Here is a 19,202-nt window from a genome sequence, read left to right on the forward strand (position 1 = left end):
GAGCAGTGCGGAAGAGGGGATCAGCCCTTGACGGATCCTTGGGTGAGCCCGCCGACGATGTACTTCTGCAGCGAGAAGAACAGCGCGAGCACGGGCACGGCGGCGACCACGACACCGGCGGCGAACAGGCCCCAGCGCGAGGTCAGCTGGTTCGAGACCCACTGGTACATGCCGACGGCGAGGGTCCAGTTGTCCTCAGACGTGAGGATGATCTTCGACAGGATGAAATCGCCGAAGGCCGCGAGGAACGCGAGCAGTGCGACGACCGCGAGGATCGGCACCACCAGCGGCATGATGAGCCGCCAGAAGATCTGCGCATGGCTGGCGCCGTCGATCTTGGCCGACTCGTCGATCTCGACGGGGATCGTGTTGAAGAAGCCGTACATGAGGAACGTGTTCGCGCCGAGCGCGCCGCCGAGGTAGACGCAGATCAGGGCGATCTTGGAGTTGATGCCGAGTGCCGGAACCACGTCGCCGAGGGTCTGCAGCATCAGGAAGATGGCGATGAACGCGAGCGCCTGCGGGAACATCTGCAGCACGAGCAGCGTGGTGAGGCTCGCACGTCGCCCGCTGAACCGGAAGCGCGAGAACGCGTATGCACCGCAGGCCCCCATGAGAACCGAGCCGACCGCGGTCACGCCGCCGATCAGCAGGGTGTTGCCGAACCAGACCCAGTAGCGCGATTCGCCGAGGGCGATGTAGTTCGCCGGGTCGAACGCACTGAACAGGGCGCTGGATGCCGCGAGACTGCCGTTCGGGTTGAGCGACGCCGACAGCACGTAGACGAGCGGGAACGCGGCGAAGAACAGCACGCCGGCGGCCAGGATGTACTTCCATCCGACCTCGCCCCACCAGCGACGCCGGCGGGCGCCTGCGCGGGCGGCATCCGCTTCTTTCGATGAACCGGTCACGATGACTCTGGTCTCACTCATCACTGGTACTCCTCGAGCTTGCGGGTCTGTCGGAAGCTCAGCGCTGAGATGAGACCGACCACGATGAAGGCGATGATCGACAGCGCACTCGCGAGGCCGTAGTCGGCCGCACCACCCGAGACGCCCGAGACGTCGTAGATGGCCGAGACGAGGATGTCGGTCGAGCCGAGTGCATACGGGGCTCCGGCGATGGCCGGCCCGCCGTTGTTGAAGGTGTAGATCACGGTGAAGTTGTTGAACGCGACGGCGAACGAGGCGATCAGCAGAGGGGCGGTCGACACGAGCAGCAGCGGCAGCACGATCGCGCGGAAGCGCTGCAGCTTGTTCGCCCCGTCGATCTCGGCGGCCTCCAGCGTCTCGCCGGGGAGCGACTGCAGCGCGCCCGTGCACACGAGGAACCAGTAGGGGTAGCTCAGCCAGACGTTCACGAAGATCACCGCGGCCCGGGTCAGCCACGGGTCGCCGAGCCAGTTGATCTGCGAGCCGAAGAAGAACAGGTCGTTGATCACGCCGAACTCGGCGTTGAACATGCCACGGAACAGCAGCGCGGCCATGAACGCGGGGAACGCGTAGGGCAGGATGAACAGCGCCCGCAGGAACCGGCGGCCCTTGACGCGCGGGTCGTTGTAGACGATCGCGAGGCCGAGTCCGACGGCGAAGCTCAGCACGACCGACAGGATCGCGAACGCGAAGGTCCAGACAGTGACGCTCAACAGGGTGCCGGCGAGGTTCGCGTCGGTGAAGAGTTTGAGGAAGTTGGCGAACCCGACGTTCACCGACCAGCCCGTCGGCAGCGCCGTGCCGTCTTCAGCCACGAACGCACCGAGATCCGTGGCGGTGTAGACCGTGCCCGACTGCGTGTCGGTGATGGTCTGCGCTTCGGCATCCCACACCAGCGTCGGCTCGTAGACCGAGCCGGTGGATCCCTCGCGGGTGCGGATCGATCCGTCGTTCGGGTCGTCCGACACCGGAACCCTGAGGTCCTTGATCGTCGCTCCGAGTGTCGGATCGGTCAGCACGGTCGCCCGCGGCACGACGGTCCATCCGGGCACCTCGCTGGGAGCGCCGGTGGTGCCGATCTCGGCATCGGACGCGGTGGTCAGCGGCTCGGTCGCGGATCCGACCTGCACGTCACCGTCGTCGTCGACGATCGCGAAGCCGAGCTCGTCGCCGCGCTGCACGATCGAGAGCGGATAGTCAGAGGAGCCCTCGATGCGACGCTCGCCCTGGATCAGTGCGGCCTCGACAGCCTGCTCCTGCGTGCCGACGTGGCCGGTGCCGTAGTTCGTGAAGGCGATGTAGGCCGTGTAGCCGAAGATGAAGACCTGGAAGACGAGCAGGAAGATCAGCCCGGGCAGCAGGTACTTCAGCGGCAGCGCCTTGCGGGTGAAATACACCCAGTCGGCGATGATCACCAGCAGCACGACCACGCCGAGGACGATCCACGACTCGGCGCTCCACGCCGAGATCGCGGTCATGATGCCGAAGGCGTTGACCAGCGCCATGAGCGCGAGCTTGATGAGGAACCCCCAGCCGAGTCCGCGGAAACGGCGGGCGTGGGATTCGCGTGAGGGTTTCACCACGGGAGTGGGCGCCTGGGTGGGCGGTGCCTGGATCGTCATGTCATCAGTCCTGTCCGGTGGGGCGTTTCGTCTCGCTCCGCTCGCTCAACGACCGGATGTGGTCGTTGAGCGAGGACGCGAAGCGACCGAGACGAAACGCCCCACGAGTCGGGTCAACCGGCGAGAGTCGTCTCGAGGTCGGCGACCATGGTGTTCCACGTCGACACGGGGTCGGCGCCGTTGATGATCTGCGCCTGCGCGGCGTTCCAGAGGTCCCAGACAGATCCCATCTCGGGAATCGACGGCATCGGAACGCCAGACTGAGCGGATGCCACGAAGCCGGCGGTGATCGGGTCGGACGAGACCTCCTCTGCGAGAGTCGACCACGCGGGGATGCGCGGGTCTGCCTCGTAGAGCGCGCGCTGCGCGTCTTCGGTGCCGAGGTAGTTCACGAGGAACTCCTGGGCGAGAAGAGCGTTCTTGCTCTTGCTCGAGAGGTAGAAGCCCTGCACGCCGACGAACGGCGCGGCGGGCTCGCCACCCGCAGACGGGATCGGGTTGACGGCGACGTTGACTCCCTCGAACGCACTGATCGCCCACGGGCCCTGGATCGTGTACGGGGCCTTGCCCGATGCGAACAGCTCGTTGTTGATGTCGTAGTCGACGGTGGTCGAGATGTAGCCCGTGCCGCTCGAGCCGTTGGCGCCGAGCCAGCTGGCGAACGCCTCGCCGGGCGCTCCGCCCATGCCGACCTCGCTCGTGTACGAGCCGGTGTCATCCTGCACGAAGACGGGTGCGCCGAACGACGTCTGCAGGCCGTACATCGTGTAGCCGTCGCCGGTCTCGCCGCCGGTGTTGATGACGAACGGACGCTCGGTGCCTGCCGAGACACCCTTCGCGATCATGTCGTCCCAGGTGGCCGGGGCCTCGGCGCCGACGAGGTCGACGTTCTGCACGAGGGCGATGGTCTCGAGCGAATACGGCATCGCGTACAGCTGGCCGTCGTAGGTCATGGCGTCGAGGGCGACCTGCTCGAACTCCGACGCCTTGTCGCCGAGGTCGATCGTGTCGACGACACCGGCCGCGACCAGCGCGCCCAGCCAGTCGTGAGCACCGACCGTGATGTCGGGACCCTCACCGGTCGGGACCTGCGCGATGAAGTCGTTGCGGAGGTCTTCGAAGTTCTTCTGCACGAGGGTGACCTTGGCTCCGGTCTCCTCCTCGAACGCCTCGGCGGCTGCGGTGATCGCGGCTTCGCGCTCGGCATCCGTCCAGATGACGAGTTCAGCGCCGTCGCCGGATGCGGCGTCGTCGCCGCCTTCGGGTGCGCCGGCGGAGCAGCCCGCGAGGACCACGGCCGCGGCCAGAGCGAGTGCGCCGACTCCGATGTGCTTGCGCATGCGTTTTCCTATCTGTCGTGGCCGACGATGCGCTGCGCGTCATCGCGACCGGGTGAGTGGGTGGTGCTGGTGTTCGGGTGGTGCTGAGTGGTGCGGTGGTGCTGTCAGTGGGAGGTGCGGATGACGGCGACGCCGCCCGCCGCGATCGTCAGGGCGCCCGAGATCTCGGCACCGCTGAGGAGCTCGACGCCTGTGGCCTCGAGCTCGACGTCGTCGTCACGGTGGTTCACCGCGATGCGGTAGACCGCGTCGGCGCTGTGACGGGTGATGACCTCGAGGCCTTCCGCGACACCCGACTGGGTGACGTCGGCATCCGCGTAGACCTCGTGCAGGAGTGCGCGCATTCCCGCCGCGTCCAGCCGGGTTCCGACGTACCAGCCGGTGCCCGCGCCGTGTCGGTGACGCGTGATGGCCGGCTCGCCCTCGCCGGGGCCGCCTGAGAAGTTCGCGACGACCTCGGCTCCTTCGAGCGCGATGTCCTCCTGCCACACGTCGGCGACGATTCCCTCATGATCGACCCAGTCGAGTCCGTGGCTCTCACCCTCGCGCAGCGGCAGGAACTCCTCGACCGTGAGACCGAGCGCGTCGCGCAGCGGGGCGACGAAACCTCCGGCGTGCACGGCGTCGTTCTCGTCGACGATGGCCGAGAAGAACGACACCAGCAGCGTGCCGCCGCCGCCTACGTAGGAGGTGAGATTCGCGGCATCCGCAGTGCTGAGCAGGTACTGCGCAGGAGCGACCACGAGGCGGTAGCCCGAGAGGTCCTGACCGGGCAAGGCGAAGTCGACCGTGATGCCGTCGCGCCAGAGCTGCTCGTAGAAGCGGCGCACTTGCGCTGCGTGCGTGACGTCTTCGGACGGACGCCATTCGAGATCCTGCGCCCAGAACGACTCGAAGTCCCAGAGGATCGCGACGTCGGCCTTGACCGTGGAGCCCTGCACTTCGTCGAGGCGGCCGAGTGCTGCGCCGAGGTCGACGACCTCACGGAACACACGCGACTCGGTGCCGGCGTGAGGCAGCATCGCGGAGTGGAACTTCTCGGCACCCGAGCGGCCCGCGCGCCACTGGAAGAACAGGATGCCGTCGGCCCCGCGGCCGAGGTGAGTGAAGGAGTTGCGCTTCATCTCGCCGCGACGCTTGGCGATGTTGCGAGGCTGCCAGTTGACGGCCGAGGTCGAGTGCTCCATGAGGATCCACGGCTTGCCCCCGCCGACCGAGCGGCTGAGGTCTGCGGCGATCGCGAGCCCGATGTGCGCGTCCTCGTCGGCGGCCCACAGGTAGTGGTCGTCAGAGACGATGTCGACCTCGCGGCCCCAGGCCCACAGGTCGGTGGTCCAGCTCTGGTTCGCCATGAAGTTGGTGGTGACGGGCTGGTCGGCGTGTGCGCGGATCGCGTCGCGCTCGGCGATGAAGCACGCACGCAGCTGGTGATCCGTGAAGCGTGCGAAGTCCAGGCGCTGAGCGGGGTTCACGACGCTCGGGGCGATGGCCGGGGCACCGACGTGCTCCCACGCCGAGTAGTGCTGACCCCAGAAGGCGGTGCCCCACGCGCCGTTCAACGCGTCGAGCGAGCCGTACTTCTCCTGGAGCCAGAGCCTGAAGGCGGCGACCGCGTTCGGCGAGTAGTCCTCGCCGACGGGAACGCCGTACTCGTTGTGCACGTGCCACAGCACGACGGCCGGATGCTGCGCATAGCGCGCCGCGAGAGCATCCGCGATCCGCACGATCGCCTCGCGGTAGGCGGGCGACGAGTGCGAGGCCATGCCGCGTGAGCCGAAGCCCATGGTGCGGCCCTCGCGGTCGATCACGTGAGCGTCGGGGTTCTTCGCGAAGAACCAGGCGGGCGGCGATGCCGTGGGGGTGCCGAGGTCGACCTTGATGTCGTTCGCGTGCAGCAGGTCGAGCAGGTCGTCGAGCCAGCTGAAGTCGAACTCGCCCTCGGCGACCTCGATGAGCGCCCACGAGAAGATCCCGACGCTGACCAGGTTCACGCCGGCCTCGCGCATCAGCACGACATCCTCGCGCCAGGTCTCACGAGACCACTGCTCGGGGTTGTAGTCGCCGCCATAGGCGATTCCGCGCAGGTCGGGCCAGGCGTGGGGGGAGGTCATCGGCACTCCATCGGGTCGGTGCGGTCGTGGTGCGTGTCCCGTGCTGCTGTCGCTCATTCGACTGGGACCGGTCTCAGGTTATTCCGGAGAACGTGACTGGGACCGGTCTCAGTTCTACCTCAGATCCGTTCGGGATCACAACCGCCGTTACCGAACTGAGACCGGTCCCAGCTTCGACTACCGCTGGACGGGATGCTGTGGGTAGAGTCACAGCGATGAGTGATGTCAGCGCGAAGCGCAAGCCGACGATCCGCCAGATCGCGGCGCAGGCGGGGGTGTCCCGCAGCACGGTCTCGCGCGTGATCAACGGCGGGCACTGGGTGTCCCCCGACGCCAGGCAGGCCGTCGAAGAGGCGATCCTCGCCACCGGCTACACCGCCAACCACCATGCCCGCAGCCTCGCCACCGGCCGCGCCGGGTCTCTCGCCTTCCTCCTCACCGAGCCGCAGCAGCTGCTGTTCGACGATCCGACGTTCGCACTGCTGCTGCGTGGCGCCGCTGAAGCACTCGCCCAGCGCGCGATGACCCTGGTGCTGCTGGTGGCCGGAACCCCCGCCGAACGCGAGAGCGTCGCCCAGTTCCTCAGCGCCGGACACGTCGACGGAGTCATGCTCATCTCGTCGCACGAATCCGACCCTCTGCTCGACCAGCTGATCGAGGTCGGCATCCCCACCGTCTGCTGCGGCCTGCCGCTCGGGCACGAACGCGAGCTCTCGACGATCTCCGTCGACGAGGTCGCCTCGGCCCGCACGATGGCCGCGCACCTCGTGGCACAGGGACACCGCCGCATCGGCATGATCACCGGCCCCGACGACACCCCCGGCGGGCGCTACCGCCTGGTCGGATTCCGCGAAGAGCTCGGCGAGCTGTACGACGAGTCGCTGGTCGAACAGGGCGACTACTCGTACGAATCGGGTGTCGCCGCGATGACCCGGATGCTCGAGCACGACGTCGACGCTGTGTTCGCGGCCTCCGACCGGATGGCCGCCGGAGCCATCGCCGCCGCCCGCCGCGCCGGACGTCGCGTGCCCGAGGACATCGCGATCGCCGGCTTCGACGACTCGGGCCTCGCCGCCACCCACGAACCGCCGATCACGACCATGCGTCAGCCGTGGGATCAGATCAGCGCGCAGATGGTCGCCGTGCTGCTCGAGGTCATCGCGGGAGCATCCCCTCGCTCCGTCATCCTCGACACCGAGCTGGTGGTGCGCGCCAGCGCGTAGCGAGCCTCCCGCTCCCGCTCCCGCTGCCGCTGCCGCTGCCGCTGCCGCTCCGAAGGAGATCTCACTCAGCGAAGGACCGGATGCCGGATGCACTCCTTCGTTGCGCGAGATCTCCTTCGTTGCGCGAGACGGCTTCGAGCTACTGGAGCGTGCTCACCAGAGGGAACCAATGCCGGTCACGCAACGGAGACTCATCGCCGATGCTGACCCACGTCCCTTCTACGACGGGGTGGCCTCCGAAGTCCATACTCCGAAGTACGCGTGCGGCGTCGGCCAGGGATAACCGTCTCGAGGTGATTCGACGACGTTTCGCGACGAGTGCAGGTCGCACATTCACTCGCGTCGGCTCCCCACGTCACCGGATTGCGTTCAGGGAGCCGACAGCCGAAACGCCTTCTTGATCGCGTGTTCCGCAGCCAGGGCGTCTCCTACGACGAGAGCGTCTCGTAACACTGGACAGCCCGCCGCCACACTCGCCCAGTCGGCGTTCCCCTGAGCTCGAGTCGCGGACAGGTGAAAGGCGAGGCCGCGGACGACCTCACGAGTTGTGCTCACGAGGACGGGATTGGGACAGTGGGTGATGAAGAGGTCGATGAGCTGCCAGCCGAGCGCGACGAGGCGCCGGAGGTCATGCGACTCCACCAATGGCTCAACCCGGTCGAGGAGCCCGAGAAGAGTGCCCCGCTGCCGCGTCGACAACACGGGGACCGTCACCCGAACGACCCCGCCCATCAGTGCACCGAGCGTCTGCAGCACAGCGGTCCGATCCTTCGGATCCGGCGCAGCGACTCGGGTGTAGCTCTGCGGCGCCGTCTCCACCAGCCCCATCCTTGAGAGGTTGCTCAGCGCTTCACGGATCGGCTGCTTCGACACGCCCAACCAGGTCTGAAGCTCCGCGTCGTGGAGCACCTCGCCCGGCTCCAGCGTTCCGTCGAGGATCGCGTCACTGATCTGTTCTTCGACCCTCTCGCGCAGACTCATCCGCAGAGCCGCAACCGGCACGAAGGGTATTGGCATGATGGCTCCTGAACTGGCATTCTGCTCGCGCAAGCGTTCGAAGCGTGTCGAGTTCCGATGATCTCGACCGCTCCGAGACGATGATCGGATGGGCGGCTCCGGCAGCCCACCCGATCGTCTGGACGCCGCTGTTGGGGCAGCTTCGCGTCCTCGAACGCACCCCTGGGGAAGGGTGCGAGTCCGTCCGCGTCCGGGACCTCACAGCACCCGGACGCACACAGGATCAGACCTTGCGGTTCCGCCTGCGCAGCAGGAGTGTCAGAGCACCCAAGGCTGCAAGCCCCGCTCCGGCGAGAGCAGTCCCCCACGCGAACTCAGCGCCCGTCTGCGCGAGTGAGCCCGCAGGCTTCGCGGCGCCGACACCATCAGCAGGGGTCTCAGCACCCGACCCGACGATGGGGTCGACGACGGTGGTGGCCTCGCCCGTCAGCGTCACGACGATGCTTGCGGATCCGCCCTGACCATCGGCGTTGACGACGGCGTATCGGACGGCCTCGAGCGAGGTCGTCCCGACGAAGCCTGGGTCCGCAGTGAACTCGATGCGACCGTCGACGACGCGGAACATCCCATGGTCGACGATGAGCGACGTGGTCGGCGTGCCCGCGGAGTCGAGCAGCATCAACGTGACGGGGTCCACAGCGGGCTCGCCGGGGAGGCCGTCATTGGCGAGCACGTCGATGGACACACTCGCGCCCGACACGACCTGAGCGACGTCATCGACCAGTGTGGTCGGCACAGCCACGTGCGCCCCGACCGAGTCCTGAGCGATGGACCCGGTGAACGCATTCGTGGTCGTGCCCGGAACGGCTGTCTGCCACGAGACGACGTTGCTCCCTGTCGCGGCGTATGCCCATGAGAGGCCATCGGGCGAGACGATCGCGGATCCCGAAACCGCCGCGACTCCCACATCCTCACCGTCAAACCCGGTGACGGGGGTCGCCTGCGTTGCATCGACCTCGATCTGCGGCAGAGTGAGGGTTTGGAACCGGGCGCTGAAGTAGCGTCCGCTGCCGGCGATCGAGCCCGCGATCGCCGCGACGGGGGAGATGTCCGCGATGTGGTTCGCATCGAGGACCAGATAGGTCAGCCCGGTCAGCCCGGCAAGGGGTGAGACATCTTCGATCCGGTTGTAGTGGATGATCAGGGACTCGAGATCACGGAGACCCTCGAGCGGATCGAGGGATGAGATCTCATTGTGGTTCAGCTCGAGCTCGACCAGCCCTGCCAGACCGCTCAGCGGCGAAAGATCAGAGATCTGGTTCCCATTCAGAAGCAGTCGCCGAAGGCTGGGAATGCTGCTCAGCGGTGAGAGATCAGCAATGTCGTTGTCGCCGAGATCGACATCACTGAGTGCCGTCAGGCCCGACAACGGTGCGAGATCCGCGATGTCGTTCAGATGGAGATCGGCATACACGAGCGAGCTCAGCATCTCGATCCCCTCGAGGCTCTGGATGCCGCGGTCGCCGCAGTGCAGGTATTCGATCGCGGCGACGCGGTCTTCCGGAAGAGGGCTCCCTGGCACGAGGCTGAGGGTCTCGGTGATGCATGCGGCGAGCGCATCGTCAGGAATGACGACATCCGCAGCGTTCGCCGGCGACGGTGCGAGGAGTACGACTGCAAGCCCTCCCGCCACGGCGGCAGCACTCAACTTCTGAAACGTAAACATGTGGATCCCCCAATGTCGATGGATTGTCTTGTGCGCGGCGAACGCTCCTCGATGAGCTCTCGCCAGAGTGGCGAGATGACATCGATGCGAAGCGGTCCCAGAACCGCGGCCCCCCAGGGCCTTGATCAGCAGTGAGTACGACTCAGCAGCGATCCTGTTTAGTATACATCTATATTAATATATTTGTGCAAGTCCACGATCATCCCAATGGGACGTTCGGGCCCGAGGCGGTGAGATAGCGCGCACTCGAACGGGCGCGATGCGACAGTATGGTGCGATGCGCCACCGTTCCTCGACTGCTGCCTGCGCGATCGCACTGATCAGCCTCACGGCGCTGACCGGGTGCAGCTTCGCGTCCACGACCCTCGCCGTGTTCGAGACCGATCGGGTGGCGGAGGACGAGCTGCCTCCCCTCGAGGAAGACTCCTATTCGCCGGTCGATGTCGAATCGAGCCGCTACGTCGGAGAGTACGAGGGCGTGTCGCTCTGGATCGCGAAAGGTACGGATTCATCGACGTGCCTCGTGGCGATAACCGACCCGGAAGACGACTGGGGAATCGGATGCGGCGGCCTGCCGACGAGGATCAGCGGCTCCGGCCATACGTTCGAGGTCCGCGCAGACGATTGGCCCGCCCCCGAGGGGATGACGCGCGTCTCTGACAACGTCTACGCCGAGTAGCGCGCCGACTCAGCCGCGCGCGGCGAGGGCTGCAGCCCCTGGTGCGATGTCGGTAGTTGTGTTTCACTACTACTGTGTCTCGAATACAAGCCCGCCAGGACGCGCAGCTCACTCGTGCTGCACTCCCGCTGCTCGTGCTACACCTCATCCAGCGCCACGAGTCGTATGGCTACGAGCTGGTCGAACGCCTGAGCGCGCTCGGCCTTGAAACGAGCACAGGGCTGGTCTATCCGGTACTGAACCGCCTGGAACGAGACGCACTCGTCGTGACCACCTCCAAGCCCTCGCCGAGCGGCCCTCCGCGGAAGTACTTCTCGCTGACGAATGCGGGTGTCGCTGCGTTGGAAGTCGCAACATCTCAGTGGCAGCAGACGGCTGACGTTGTTTCCCAAGCACTCGATCCCGCAAAGGACTGACCATGCCCCGCTCAACTGTCACGAAGCGTCCGCTCGGGATGCGTGAATCGATGTATCTGTCACGGCTGGAGTGGCACCTCGAAGGGGTCGTCCGAGCATCCGAGCGTAAGCACATTCTTCGGTCGCTGCGTGAACAGATCAGCACTGACCTTCGTCCCGTGAAAGTCGTGCTCACGGATCTCGGCTCACCGCGCACGCTGGCGCTGCGTTACGGCGAGGGTGAGAGACCTCGACCGCTTTGGCAGATCGGCATCCTCACTGCCGCGACAGCGTTGATGGCGTACTGGGTCCTGTTCGGCGTCTTCACCGGCGGGATGCTCGCGGCGGTCGACAGCGCCGCGCCCATGAGCGCGGACGCCACCTTCCTCTTCGTGCCCGTGATGGCATTCTCGGACGATCAGGGCATCGGCGTCGGGTGGACGGGCGGCTGGGAATGGCTCATCGTGCCGCTCGTGATCGTCGCTGTCGCGCTGGTCGTCGGCGCACGGACATGGCGGCTGTTCCACCGCGACTCGGATCCGAAGTCGTGATGACGACCGCGCCGACTCAGCCGCGCATGGCGACGCCGCGACGCCAGTAGCCCATGAAGGCGACCTGCGAGCGGTCGATCCCGAGATCCTTGACCAGGTGGCGGCGCAGTGTGGTGACGACGCCGCTCTCGCCGGCGATCCAGAAGTAGCGCTCGGCGGGAGCATCCGCCGCCGCGATCTCCTCGCCGAGGCCCGAGTAGTCGGGCGTCTCCCAGAGCAGGTCCTCGGACTCGATGTCCTTCACATCGATCTGGTCGCCGGCATCCGCATCGCCCAGGTAGCCGAGTACGGCGGGAATGAGCCGCACGCCGTGGGGCTCACCGACATCGCGGGGCAGCCAATGCACCTCGACGCCGGCAGGCGCATCGATGCGCAGGATGTCGGCCGGCGACGGCACCTCGATGAACGCACAGCCCCGGAGGTCGCTCGGGGCGTCCTCGAGGATGCGGGCGATGGCCGGAGCCGCCGTCTCGTCACCGGCGAGAACGACCGACGTCGCGGTGCCGGGTTCGTACTCGGCACCGCCGTGAGCCGCTGCGGCGACCCCGCGACGCGGTCCGACGATGAACAGCTCCTGACCGACCTCGGCCGCGCTGGCCCACAGCGACGCGGGTCCGGTGAGTCCCGGCGCGAGATGCAGCACGAAGTCGACGTCGAGCTCGGTGCCCGCATCGGTCACGCGCAGGTCGCGCACCGAGTAGGTGCGCATGGATCCGCGCTCCTCCTCGGGAACGGCGAGGAACGATCCCCACCAGTCGCCGGTCTCGCGATCGAGAGCGGGAAGGATGCCGGATGCCGGCGGGAACACGATCTTGATCCGAGAGTCGAAGACGTCACCTGGCGTGCCGAACTCGAAGAGGTCGTCACCGCCGAACGTGACGCGCACGAAGTTCGGCGAAACCCGTTCGACCGCGCGCACCTCAGCGAGGGCGAGCACGTAGGTGGGGCGTTCGGTCGTCGTCTCAGCGGACATGATGCCTTCCGATCGGGGTGACCATCGGCTTTCCCGATACCGGGTCGATGGTGATCTGGTTCGCGAGGTCGAAGACCTCTTCGACGAGCTGGGCCGTCACGACATCCTGCGGAGCGCCGGTGGCGTGCACCCTGCCCTCCTTCATCGCGACGAGCTCGTCGGAATACCGCGCGGCGAGGTTGAGATCATGCAGCACCATGACGATCGTGGTGCCGCGTGAGACGCTCAGGTCGGTGAGCAGGTCGAGCACCTCGACCTGGTGCGCGACGTCGAGGAACGTGGTCGGCTCGTCGAGCAGCAGGATGTCGGTCTCCTGCGCGAGCGCCATGGCGATCCACACGCGCTGGCGCTGGCCGCCCGACAGCTCGTCGACGCTGCGGTCGGCGAGATCGGTGGTGCCGGTCGCGGCCAGAGCATCCGCCACGACCTCGTAGTCGTGCGTGCTCCAGCGGGCCAGCATCTTCTGATGCGGATGCCGACCGCGACCGACCAGGTCGGCGACGGCGATGCCCTCGGGCGCGACCGGCGACTGCGGCAGGAGGCCCAGGATGCGCGCGACCTCCTTGGTCGGGCGCGAGTGCACCGATTTGCCGTCGAGCACGATCTCACCGGCAGTGGGCGACAGCAGACGGGCGAGCGAGCGCAGCAGCGTCGACTTGCCGCATCCGTTCGCACCGACGATCGTGGTGATCTTGCCGGGCGCGATCTGGAGGTCGAGGCCGTCGATGATCGTGCGGTCGCCGTAGGCGAGCGTGACGGACTCGGCCGCCAGAGTATGCGCCTCGGTCACAGGGAACCTCCCGAGCGGTTCGTGCGGATGAGCAGGAAGATGAGATACGGAGCACCGAGCACGCCGGTGATGACGCCGACCGGGTAGCGCTCGCCGAACGCGAACTGCCCGATGAGGTCGCCGCCGAGCACGAGCACGGCTCCCACGAACGCGCTCGGAAGCAGCAGGTTCGCGCCGGGGCCGGTGATGCGGGCGGCGATCGGACCGGCCATGAACGCGACGAAGGCGATGGGGCCGCAGGCGGCCGTCGCGAAGGCGAGCAGCGCGACAGCGCCGAGGATGAACAGCAGGCGAGTGGTGTTGACGCGCACTCCGAGACCCGATGCCGAGTCGTCGCCGAGCTGCATCGCCCCGAGCGCCCGACCCTGCGAGAGCAACAGCGGCAGGAGCACGGCCGCGGCGATCGCGAGCGGCATGACGCGCTCCCACGAGGCGTTGTTGAGACTGCCAGTGAGCCACTGCATCGCGGTCTGGATGTCCCAGTTGGCGGCGCGCGACAGCATGTACGAGATGATGCTCTGCAGCATCGCCGCGACGCCGATGCCGATCAGGATCAGGCGAGTGCCCGCGAAGCCGTTCTTGATCGACAGCAGGTAGATGACCCCGGCCGTGAGGATCGCACCGCCCAGTGCGAGCAGTGAGACGACCGGGCCGTTGACCGAGAGCACGATGATGCCGAAGACCGCCGCCGCACCCGCGCCGTTCGAGATGCCGATGATGTCGGGCGACGCGAGCGGGTTGCGCAGCAGGGTCTGGAACGAGACGCCGGCGATGCCGAACGCGAAGCCGGCGAGGATCGCGAGTACCGCCCGAGGAAGCCGCAGCTCGCCCACCGTGAACGATGCGCCCGGCACGGTCTGGCCGAGCATGACGCGGATCACCTCGTCGAGCGGATAGAACGTGTTGCCGATCATCAGGGCGACGGCGAACAGCACCACGAGCACCACGCCGAGCACGATCGTGGCGACGGCATGGCGACGGTGGCGCGAACGACGCCCCGCGATGATCGCGGCGACGGCGTCGTGAGTGCGCTCGGATGCCGCAGGAGTCTGGGCAGCAGCCCGGTCGATGGTGCTCACAGTTCACGCACCTTCTGTCGACGGACGATCCAGATGAAGAACGGGGCTCCGATGATCGCGGTGATGATGCCGACCTGGATCTCCTCCGACGAGGGAGCGATCACGCGGCCGACGATGTCGCTCGCGAGCAGCAGTGCGGCACCGGCCGTGGCCGAGAACGGCAGCAGCCAGCGGTGGTCGGTGCCGACCAGCATCCGGCAGACGTGCGGAATGACGAGACCGACGAAGCCGATGGGGCCGGCTATCGCGGTGGCCGCGCCGGCGAGGATCACAGCGCCGAGCGCCGACATGAGACGTGTGCGGAAGACGTGCTCACCGAGACCCTTGGCCATGTCGTCGCCGAGCGCGAGGGAGTTCATGCCGCGGGCGCTCGCGAAGCAGATCAGCGCGCCGAGGGCGAGCACGGGAGCGGTGATCGCGATGCGCGGCCACTCGGCGCCGCCGACCCCGCCGATCTGCCAGGACTGGAACGCCTGCAGCAGATCGACGCGCGGCAGCATGACGGCGCTGATCAGCGAGGCGAAGGCCGCCGACGTGGCGGCTCCCGCGAGAGCGAGCTTGAGGGGTGTCGCGCCACCGCGTCCGAGCGAGCCGACGGTGTAGACGAACGCCGCGGCGAGGGCTGCTCCGATGATCGCGAGGGCCATCTGGCTGTACGCATCGGTGAGGCCGAGGAAGGCGAGGCCGAAGACGACGGCGAGCGATGCGCCGTTCGAGACGCCGAGGATGCCGGGGTCGGCGATCGGGTTGCGGGTGACCGCCTGCATCGTCGCGCCCGAGAGCGCGAGGGCCGCGCCGACGAGGATCGCGAGCACCGTGCGCGGGAAGCGCTTGATGATCGCGGCCTGCGCGAGCGTGTCATCCTGCCCCGCGAGGGCGGCGAAGATGTCGTCGATGCTCACGGAGCGCACGCCGAAGCAGATCGACAGGATGCAGAGCACGAGCAGCACTCCGAGACCGACCAGCAGCCAGAGCGTGCGCGCCCATGCCGGGCGCCGCAGATCTGCGGTGCCCGGCATGGGAAGGGTGACAGCGGTCACGGGAACTCAGTGCACGAAGGTGACGCCGAAGGTCACTTCGCGGCGAGCGGTGCTGCCAGCAGGCCGAGGTAGTCGGACAGGCCCCACTGGATCGACAGCGGCGACGGGTTCGCCGAGGCCGCGATCGGGGTGGAGTCGGGCAGGATCACGATGTTGCCCTCGGCGATCGCGGGGATCTTCGACAGCAGCGGGTCGGCCTGCATGGTGGCGATCAGCGAGTCGTCGCCGTACGTCACGAAGACGTCGACGTCGTCGAACGCGTCAGCCTGCTCCGAGCTCACCGAGAGGTAGAACTCCTTGCTGTCGGCGTTCTCCTCGACGACCGACGGGAGCGGAAGGCCCAGGTCGTCGTGCAGGTATCCGGGGCGCGTGTCGATCGCGGTGTAGTAGCCGACCTGGCTCAGGTCGCTCGGGTCGATGTAGGCGAAGAGGACCTTCTTGTCCTTGAGCGCGCTGTTCTCCTCGAGCGCGGCCTCGGCGTCGGCGTGCAGCTCCTCGATGAGGGCGTCGCCCTCTTCTTCGAGACCGAGGGCCTTCGAGTTGAGTTCGATCATCTCGTCGACCGGGGTGCCCCAGGCGACCTCGGGGTACGCGACCACCGGGGCGATCTTCGAGAGGGTGTCATACTCCTCCTGGGTGAGACCCGAGTAGGACGCGAGGATCACGTCGGGCTCGGTGTCGGCGACGGCCTCGTAGTCGATGCCGTCGGACTCGTCGAACAGCACGGGCTCTTCGCCGCCGAGCTCGTCGAGCTTCTCCTCGACCCAGGGCAGGATGCCGTTGTCGTCGTCGTCGCCCCACGTGGCCTTGCTCATGCCGACCGGAACGATGCCGAGAGCGAGGGGAACCTCGTGGTTCGCCCAGGCGATCGTGGCGACGCGCTCGGGCTTGGTCTCGATGGTCGTCTCGCCGTACGCGTGCTCGATCGTGACGGGGAAGGCGCTGTCATCGGCGGGGTTGCCGCCGGCGGAGTCGGAATCGGAGCCGGTCGACGGAGTCGCGCAGGCGGTGAGGCCGACGGCGAGGGCCGCGGCGACACCGGCGGCGATGAGACGAGAGGTGCGCACAGGCATTCCCTTCGGGTTGGGATGAGGGGGTGCGGCGCAGAGGGGCGCCAGGCTTTGGTAAGCCTGGCCTAATCTAACAGAAAGTTAGGCAAGCCTCATCTCGAGGAGCCCCTGCGGGCGGCATATCGCCCCGAGGTCGCGACGCCGACGAGCATGGCGCTACCCTCGATCTGAGCCTGAGGGGGAACTCATGGAATACGTGGCCTCGCGAGAGATACCACCGGTGGTCTACGTGCCGATCAGTGGCGAGGAGTCCGAAGGTCGAGCACAGATCGAACTGAGGCGGCTTCAGACCGGGCAGCTGGCGATCACCGCGTTCTCCGCGCTCGATCGACTCCAGAGCGAGCTCGGCTCCGCCCAACCGTGGCTGCTCGTGCGCATCGCCGACCTCGAACGCCAAGCGGCGAACCGAGACGTCTCGAGAGTTCTGCTCGATCCGAGACTCTCCCGATCGGCCACCTCGGGCGGCACAGCATGAGCCGGATCGATGTCGACCCCGAGCGCCTCGACGACAACGCCGCGCAACTCGAAGAGGTCGTGGAACTCACGAGAACCGCCCTCAGCACGTTGCCGGATTCCATCGACGGCGGCGAGGGCTCGGAGCCTATCGCCGACGTCATGAGCCGTGTCGCGTCGATGCTCGAGCCCTTCGGCTCGAGCTACATGATGATCGCCCGGATCCTTCGAGACGTCGCTGCGGAGACGATCACCAACGAGGAGACCACCGCAGCGGAACTGCAGAAGATCGCGGACGCGGTGGGGCCGGTATGACCGCCAGCTTCGTGATCCGCGTCGGCGGCGACCCCGCCGCGATCCGTGATGCCGCGGAGTGGATGCGGCATTCCGCCGAGAAGGCGGCGTCCGAGGGAGACCTCGCCAGCGGTGATGACGCGATCAACGCCTCGACCTACTGGCAGGGCGAGTCGGCGGCGGCGTTCACGGACATCTCCTTCGACCTGGTGAAGGCCGCCAGGGAGATCACCGAGATCGCGGGCCCCTTCGCCGAGGCGGTGCATATGTTCGCCGGCAAGATCGAACGGATGCGAGAGCATTTCGACGGCTACCTGCAGCACGCGCAGGACATCGGTCTTCGAGTGGTGGGCGAAGAGGTGTTCCGCTCCGTCTGGGTGGGGCCGGTTCCGCAGTCGACCGAGGATCCTTCGTGGGAGGACTGGCGCGAGCACCAGCGGCTCGAGCGTGACTATGGGCGCATGCAACGCGACGTGGTCGACTGGCACGCCGACCTCGAGATCTGGATCTCCGAGAACCTCATCTCTCTCGCCTCCGGTCCGTCCGACGCGGTCAGCGCGGAGGAGATCCACGCGAGGCTGCGCGAGGGCGCCCACACGCTTCTCGACGGGGGTGCCACGTACCTCGGCATCGACTGGACGAGCAGGGTCGACAGGCTCAACATCGACGCGAGGACGTATCGGGATCTGGCTTCGGAGATGGTCCGCAAGTCAGGAGTCACCGGCGATCCTGCTCTGAAAGCCCTGCTCCAGGAGAAGCTCGCTGCAGGACTCCCCGACACGTTCGATGCCAAGGCCTCCGACTTCGACAGCTTCTCGGATTTCCTCACCAGTGGACGCAGAGTCCTGGAGGTCGCCGGACCCGCCGGTGACGTCGCCTTCGGCGTCTGGGACATCGCCGAAGGAGAGGCCCCACTCGATGTCGCGGTCGAATGGGCGGGAGGCGCGCTCGGAGGCGCGGTGGGAGGCGAGGTCGCCGCAATGCTCGCCTTCCCCGCCGTCGCCTCTGTCGGACTCGGTGTCGGCGGCGCGGCCCTCGGGGGATGGGTCGCCTCGGAGGTCTGGGGAACCGTCGCGCCTTCGTGGAAGGAGGGCATCTACGAGTTCGTCGCCGACGGGTTCATCGTGGCAGGAGACATGGGTGAATCCGTGGGCGACTGGTTCTACGACGTCTCCGAGACCCTGAGCCACAGTGGCTGACCGGCGACGGCGTCGGACCACGCTGGGGCAGTACGCGAGCGTCGGCCGCCGCCGGGCGACAGACGTGGTGAAGCTGTCGATCCTGGTGCTCGTCTTGGCCGTGGCCGGCCTGATCGTCGCGACCGGTGACAACCCGTTCGGTGCACCGCTCATGATCGGGTTGACCGCGACCGCGGCGCTGGTCCTCGTCATCGCGCGTCCTTCGCACGGCCCCGGCGGGGTGGATGTGCTCACATCGACCGGCACGATCATCGCTCGCTCCCGGCGACGCGTCATAACCTGGTGCCTCGCCCTTCTGCTCGTCACCGCGGCGACCGGCACCGCCTACTTTCTCGCCCTCGACTTCCCGGGAGGGCTTCCGGGCAATCGATCCGCCGGATTCCTCCTCATCGCCACCGGCTGCTTCGTCTACGCCGCATGGCGTCTGATCGGCGCCGTGACCTCGACCGACCTCCGACTCGATGCCGAGGGCATCCACATCTCCTCGCCGGTGCGCAGGGCGCGTCTGGTCGAGTGGGACGACATCATGCTGACGACCGGCACCGAATCACACCTCGTACTGGTGCTCTCCGACGGCACCGAGCCGTCGTTCCCCTTCAGGCACCAGACCACAGATCCTCAAGTGCTGCGCGCGCTGATCGATCGGTGCAGCGCTTTTCCGGCGGCGCGCGAGCGCATCGGCGACGCGATCCTCGGCGATCTCCTCGTCGATGCGGCACCTGACGGCTCGCTCCCCAGCGGACCACCGACGGCTCGAAAGTGAGATGA

The 19,202-nt window shown here is 67.3% G+C and carries 19 protein-coding genes; 8 read left to right on the forward strand and 11 right to left on the reverse strand.

Going from position 1 to position 19,202, the window contains the following annotated elements:
• Positions 1-20: 20 nt before the first annotated feature.
• The 4 genes from ASF63_RS05665 to ASF63_RS05680 form a co-directional block, all read right to left on the reverse strand.
• The gene (locus tag ASF63_RS05665) at positions 21-932 is read right to left on the reverse strand and encodes a sugar ABC transporter permease (RefSeq protein ID WP_056510605.1); all 912 of its coding nucleotides are present in this window, start codon (positions 930-932) and stop codon (positions 21-23) included.
• A complete protein-coding gene (locus ASF63_RS05670; RefSeq protein ID WP_056510608.1) occupies positions 932-2,554 on the reverse strand; it encodes an ABC transporter permease subunit in 1,623 nt (540 codons plus the stop codon). The genes ASF63_RS05665 and ASF63_RS05670 overlap by 1 nt, the downstream gene beginning before the upstream one ends.
• Before the next feature lie 113 nt (positions 2,555-2,667).
• Positions 2,668-3,894 (reverse strand): extracellular solute-binding protein, encoded by a 1,227-nt coding sequence (locus ASF63_RS05675; RefSeq protein WP_056510610.1) that lies wholly within the window; start codon positions 3,892-3,894, stop codon positions 2,668-2,670.
• A 104-nt stretch (positions 3,895-3,998) separates the two neighbouring features.
• On the reverse strand, positions 3,999-6,005 hold the full coding sequence (locus tag ASF63_RS05680) for a beta-galactosidase (protein WP_056510613.1): 2,007 nt from the start codon (positions 6,003-6,005) through the stop codon (positions 3,999-4,001).
• Positions 6,006-6,220: 215 nt separating this feature from the next.
• On the opposite strand from ASF63_RS05680, the gene ASF63_RS05685 reads away from it, so the two are divergent.
• Positions 6,221-7,228, forward strand: coding sequence for a LacI family DNA-binding transcriptional regulator (locus ASF63_RS05685; protein ID WP_056510616.1), 1,008 nt, complete (start codon positions 6,221-6,223; stop codon positions 7,226-7,228).
• 369 nt (positions 7,229-7,597) lie between these two features.
• Here the strand turns inward: ASF63_RS05685 and ASF63_RS05690 are convergent, their stop codons facing one another.
• Complete coding sequence (locus tag ASF63_RS05690) at positions 7,598-8,245, reverse strand: GntR family transcriptional regulator (protein WP_056510618.1); 648 nt, start codon at positions 8,243-8,245, stop codon at positions 7,598-7,600.
• A 223-nt stretch (positions 8,246-8,468) separates the two neighbouring features.
• Entirely contained in the window at positions 8,469-9,911 is a 1,443-nt protein-coding gene (locus ASF63_RS05695; RefSeq protein WP_157534244.1) for a leucine-rich repeat domain-containing protein, read from the reverse strand.
• A 277-nt stretch (positions 9,912-10,188) separates the two neighbouring features.
• Here ASF63_RS05695 and ASF63_RS05700 point away from each other — a divergent pair, with 277 nt between their 5' ends.
• The 3 genes from ASF63_RS05700 (at position 10,189) to ASF63_RS05710 (ending at position 11,536) form a co-directional block, all read left to right on the forward strand.
• Complete coding sequence (locus ASF63_RS05700; RefSeq protein ID WP_157534245.1) at positions 10,189-10,590, forward strand: hypothetical protein; 402 nt, start codon at positions 10,189-10,191, stop codon at positions 10,588-10,590.
• Positions 10,591-10,664: 74 nt separating this feature from the next.
• The gene (locus tag ASF63_RS05705) at positions 10,665-11,006 is read left to right on the forward strand and encodes a PadR family transcriptional regulator (RefSeq protein ID WP_056310317.1); all 342 of its coding nucleotides are present in this window, start codon (positions 10,665-10,667) and stop codon (positions 11,004-11,006) included.
• 2 nt (positions 11,007-11,008) lie between these two features.
• Positions 11,009-11,536 carry a hypothetical protein gene (locus ASF63_RS05710; protein ID WP_082477852.1) on the forward strand — a complete coding sequence of 176 codons (528 nt, stop codon included), beginning with the start codon at positions 11,009-11,011 and terminating at the stop codon, positions 11,534-11,536.
• A gap of 16 nt (positions 11,537-11,552) precedes the next feature.
• Here the strand turns inward: ASF63_RS05710 and ASF63_RS05715 are convergent, their stop codons facing one another.
• Genes ASF63_RS05715 through ASF63_RS05735 form a run of 5 tightly spaced genes read right to left on the reverse strand, consistent with a single transcriptional unit; the run spans position 11,553 to position 16,485 of the window.
• Positions 11,553-12,509: a siderophore-interacting protein gene (locus tag ASF63_RS05715; protein WP_056510630.1), complete on the reverse strand. Its 957-nt coding sequence runs from the start codon at positions 12,507-12,509 to the stop codon at positions 11,553-11,555.
• Positions 12,499-13,299 carry an ABC transporter ATP-binding protein gene (locus ASF63_RS05720; RefSeq protein ID WP_056510633.1) on the reverse strand — a complete coding sequence of 267 codons (801 nt, stop codon included), beginning with the start codon at positions 13,297-13,299 and terminating at the stop codon, positions 12,499-12,501. The genes ASF63_RS05715 and ASF63_RS05720 overlap by 11 nt, the downstream gene beginning before the upstream one ends.
• On the reverse strand, positions 13,296-14,378 hold the full coding sequence (locus ASF63_RS05725; RefSeq protein ID WP_082477854.1) for an iron ABC transporter permease: 1,083 nt from the start codon (positions 14,376-14,378) through the stop codon (positions 13,296-13,298). The genes ASF63_RS05720 and ASF63_RS05725 overlap by 4 nt, the downstream gene beginning before the upstream one ends.
• The gene (locus tag ASF63_RS05730; protein ID WP_056512729.1) at positions 14,375-15,397 is read right to left on the reverse strand and encodes a FecCD family ABC transporter permease; all 1,023 of its coding nucleotides are present in this window, start codon (positions 15,395-15,397) and stop codon (positions 14,375-14,377) included. The genes ASF63_RS05725 and ASF63_RS05730 overlap by 4 nt, the downstream gene beginning before the upstream one ends.
• Positions 15,398-15,450: 53 nt before the next feature.
• Positions 15,451-16,485, reverse strand: a complete 1,035-nt coding sequence (locus ASF63_RS05735; protein ID WP_056512732.1) for an iron-siderophore ABC transporter substrate-binding protein — start codon at positions 16,483-16,485, stop codon at positions 15,451-15,453.
• A gap of 190 nt (positions 16,486-16,675) precedes the next feature.
• On the opposite strand from ASF63_RS05735, the gene ASF63_RS05740 reads away from it, so the two are divergent.
• The 4 genes from ASF63_RS05740 to ASF63_RS05755 are packed head-to-tail and all read left to right on the forward strand — an operon-like array spanning position 16,676 to position 19,197.
• Positions 16,676-16,963 carry an SAV_915 family protein gene (locus tag ASF63_RS05740; protein ID WP_157534246.1) on the forward strand — a complete coding sequence of 96 codons (288 nt, stop codon included), beginning with the start codon at positions 16,676-16,678 and terminating at the stop codon, positions 16,961-16,963.
• On the forward strand, positions 16,960-17,256 hold the full coding sequence (locus tag ASF63_RS05745; protein WP_056510639.1) for a hypothetical protein: 297 nt from the start codon (positions 16,960-16,962) through the stop codon (positions 17,254-17,256). Before ASF63_RS05740 ends, ASF63_RS05745 begins: the two co-directional genes overlap by 4 nt.
• A complete protein-coding gene (locus tag ASF63_RS05750; protein WP_056510644.1) occupies positions 17,253-18,434 on the forward strand; it encodes a hypothetical protein in 1,182 nt (393 codons plus the stop codon). The genes ASF63_RS05745 and ASF63_RS05750 overlap by 4 nt, the downstream gene beginning before the upstream one ends.
• Entirely contained in the window at positions 18,427-19,197 is a 771-nt protein-coding gene (locus tag ASF63_RS05755; protein WP_056510647.1) for a hypothetical protein, read from the forward strand. The genes ASF63_RS05750 and ASF63_RS05755 overlap by 8 nt, the downstream gene beginning before the upstream one ends.
• Positions 19,198-19,202: the final 5 nt, after the last annotated feature.

Origin of the sequence: Microbacterium sp. Leaf320 (assembly GCF_001423485.1) — a bacterium.
GTDB lineage: Bacteria > Actinomycetota > Actinomycetes > Actinomycetales > Microbacteriaceae > Microbacterium.

Coding starts and splice junctions, on each gene's coding strand:
- ASF63_RS05675 (WP_056510610.1), bottom strand. CDS start 3,894: ATGCGCAAGCACATCGGAGTCGGCGCACTCGCTCTGGCCGCGGCCGTG.
- ASF63_RS05730 (WP_056512729.1), bottom strand. CDS start 15,397: ATGCCGGGCACCGCAGATCTGCGGCGCCCGGCATGGGCGCGCACGCTC.
- ASF63_RS05715 (WP_056510630.1), bottom strand. CDS start 12,509: ATGTCCGCTGAGACGACGACCGAACGCCCCACCTACGTGCTCGCCCTC.
- ASF63_RS05740 (WP_157534246.1), top strand. CDS start 16,676: ATGGAATACGTGGCCTCGCGAGAGATACCACCGGTGGTCTACGTGCCG.
- ASF63_RS05665 (WP_056510605.1), bottom strand. CDS start 932: ATGAGTGAGACCAGAGTCATCGTGACCGGTTCATCGAAAGAAGCGGAT.
- ASF63_RS05680 (WP_056510613.1), bottom strand. CDS start 6,005: ATGACCTCCCCCCACGCCTGGCCCGACCTGCGCGGAATCGCCTATGGC.
- ASF63_RS05670 (WP_056510608.1), bottom strand. CDS start 2,554: ATGACGATCCAGGCACCGCCCACCCAGGCGCCCACTCCCGTGGTGAAA.
- ASF63_RS05695 (WP_157534244.1), bottom strand. CDS start 9,911: ATGTTTACGTTTCAGAAGTTGAGTGCTGCCGCCGTGGCGGGAGGGCTT.
- ASF63_RS05710 (WP_082477852.1), top strand. CDS start 11,009: ATGCCCCGCTCAACTGTCACGAAGCGTCCGCTCGGGATGCGTGAATCG.
- ASF63_RS05700 (WP_157534245.1), top strand. CDS start 10,189: ATGCGCCACCGTTCCTCGACTGCTGCCTGCGCGATCGCACTGATCAGC.
- ASF63_RS05750 (WP_056510644.1), top strand. CDS start 17,253: ATGACCGCCAGCTTCGTGATCCGCGTCGGCGGCGACCCCGCCGCGATC.
- ASF63_RS05745 (WP_056510639.1), top strand. CDS start 16,960: ATGAGCCGGATCGATGTCGACCCCGAGCGCCTCGACGACAACGCCGCG.
- ASF63_RS05690 (WP_056510618.1), bottom strand. CDS start 8,245: ATGCCAATACCCTTCGTGCCGGTTGCGGCTCTGCGGATGAGTCTGCGC.
- ASF63_RS05685 (WP_056510616.1), top strand. CDS start 6,221: ATGAGTGATGTCAGCGCGAAGCGCAAGCCGACGATCCGCCAGATCGCG.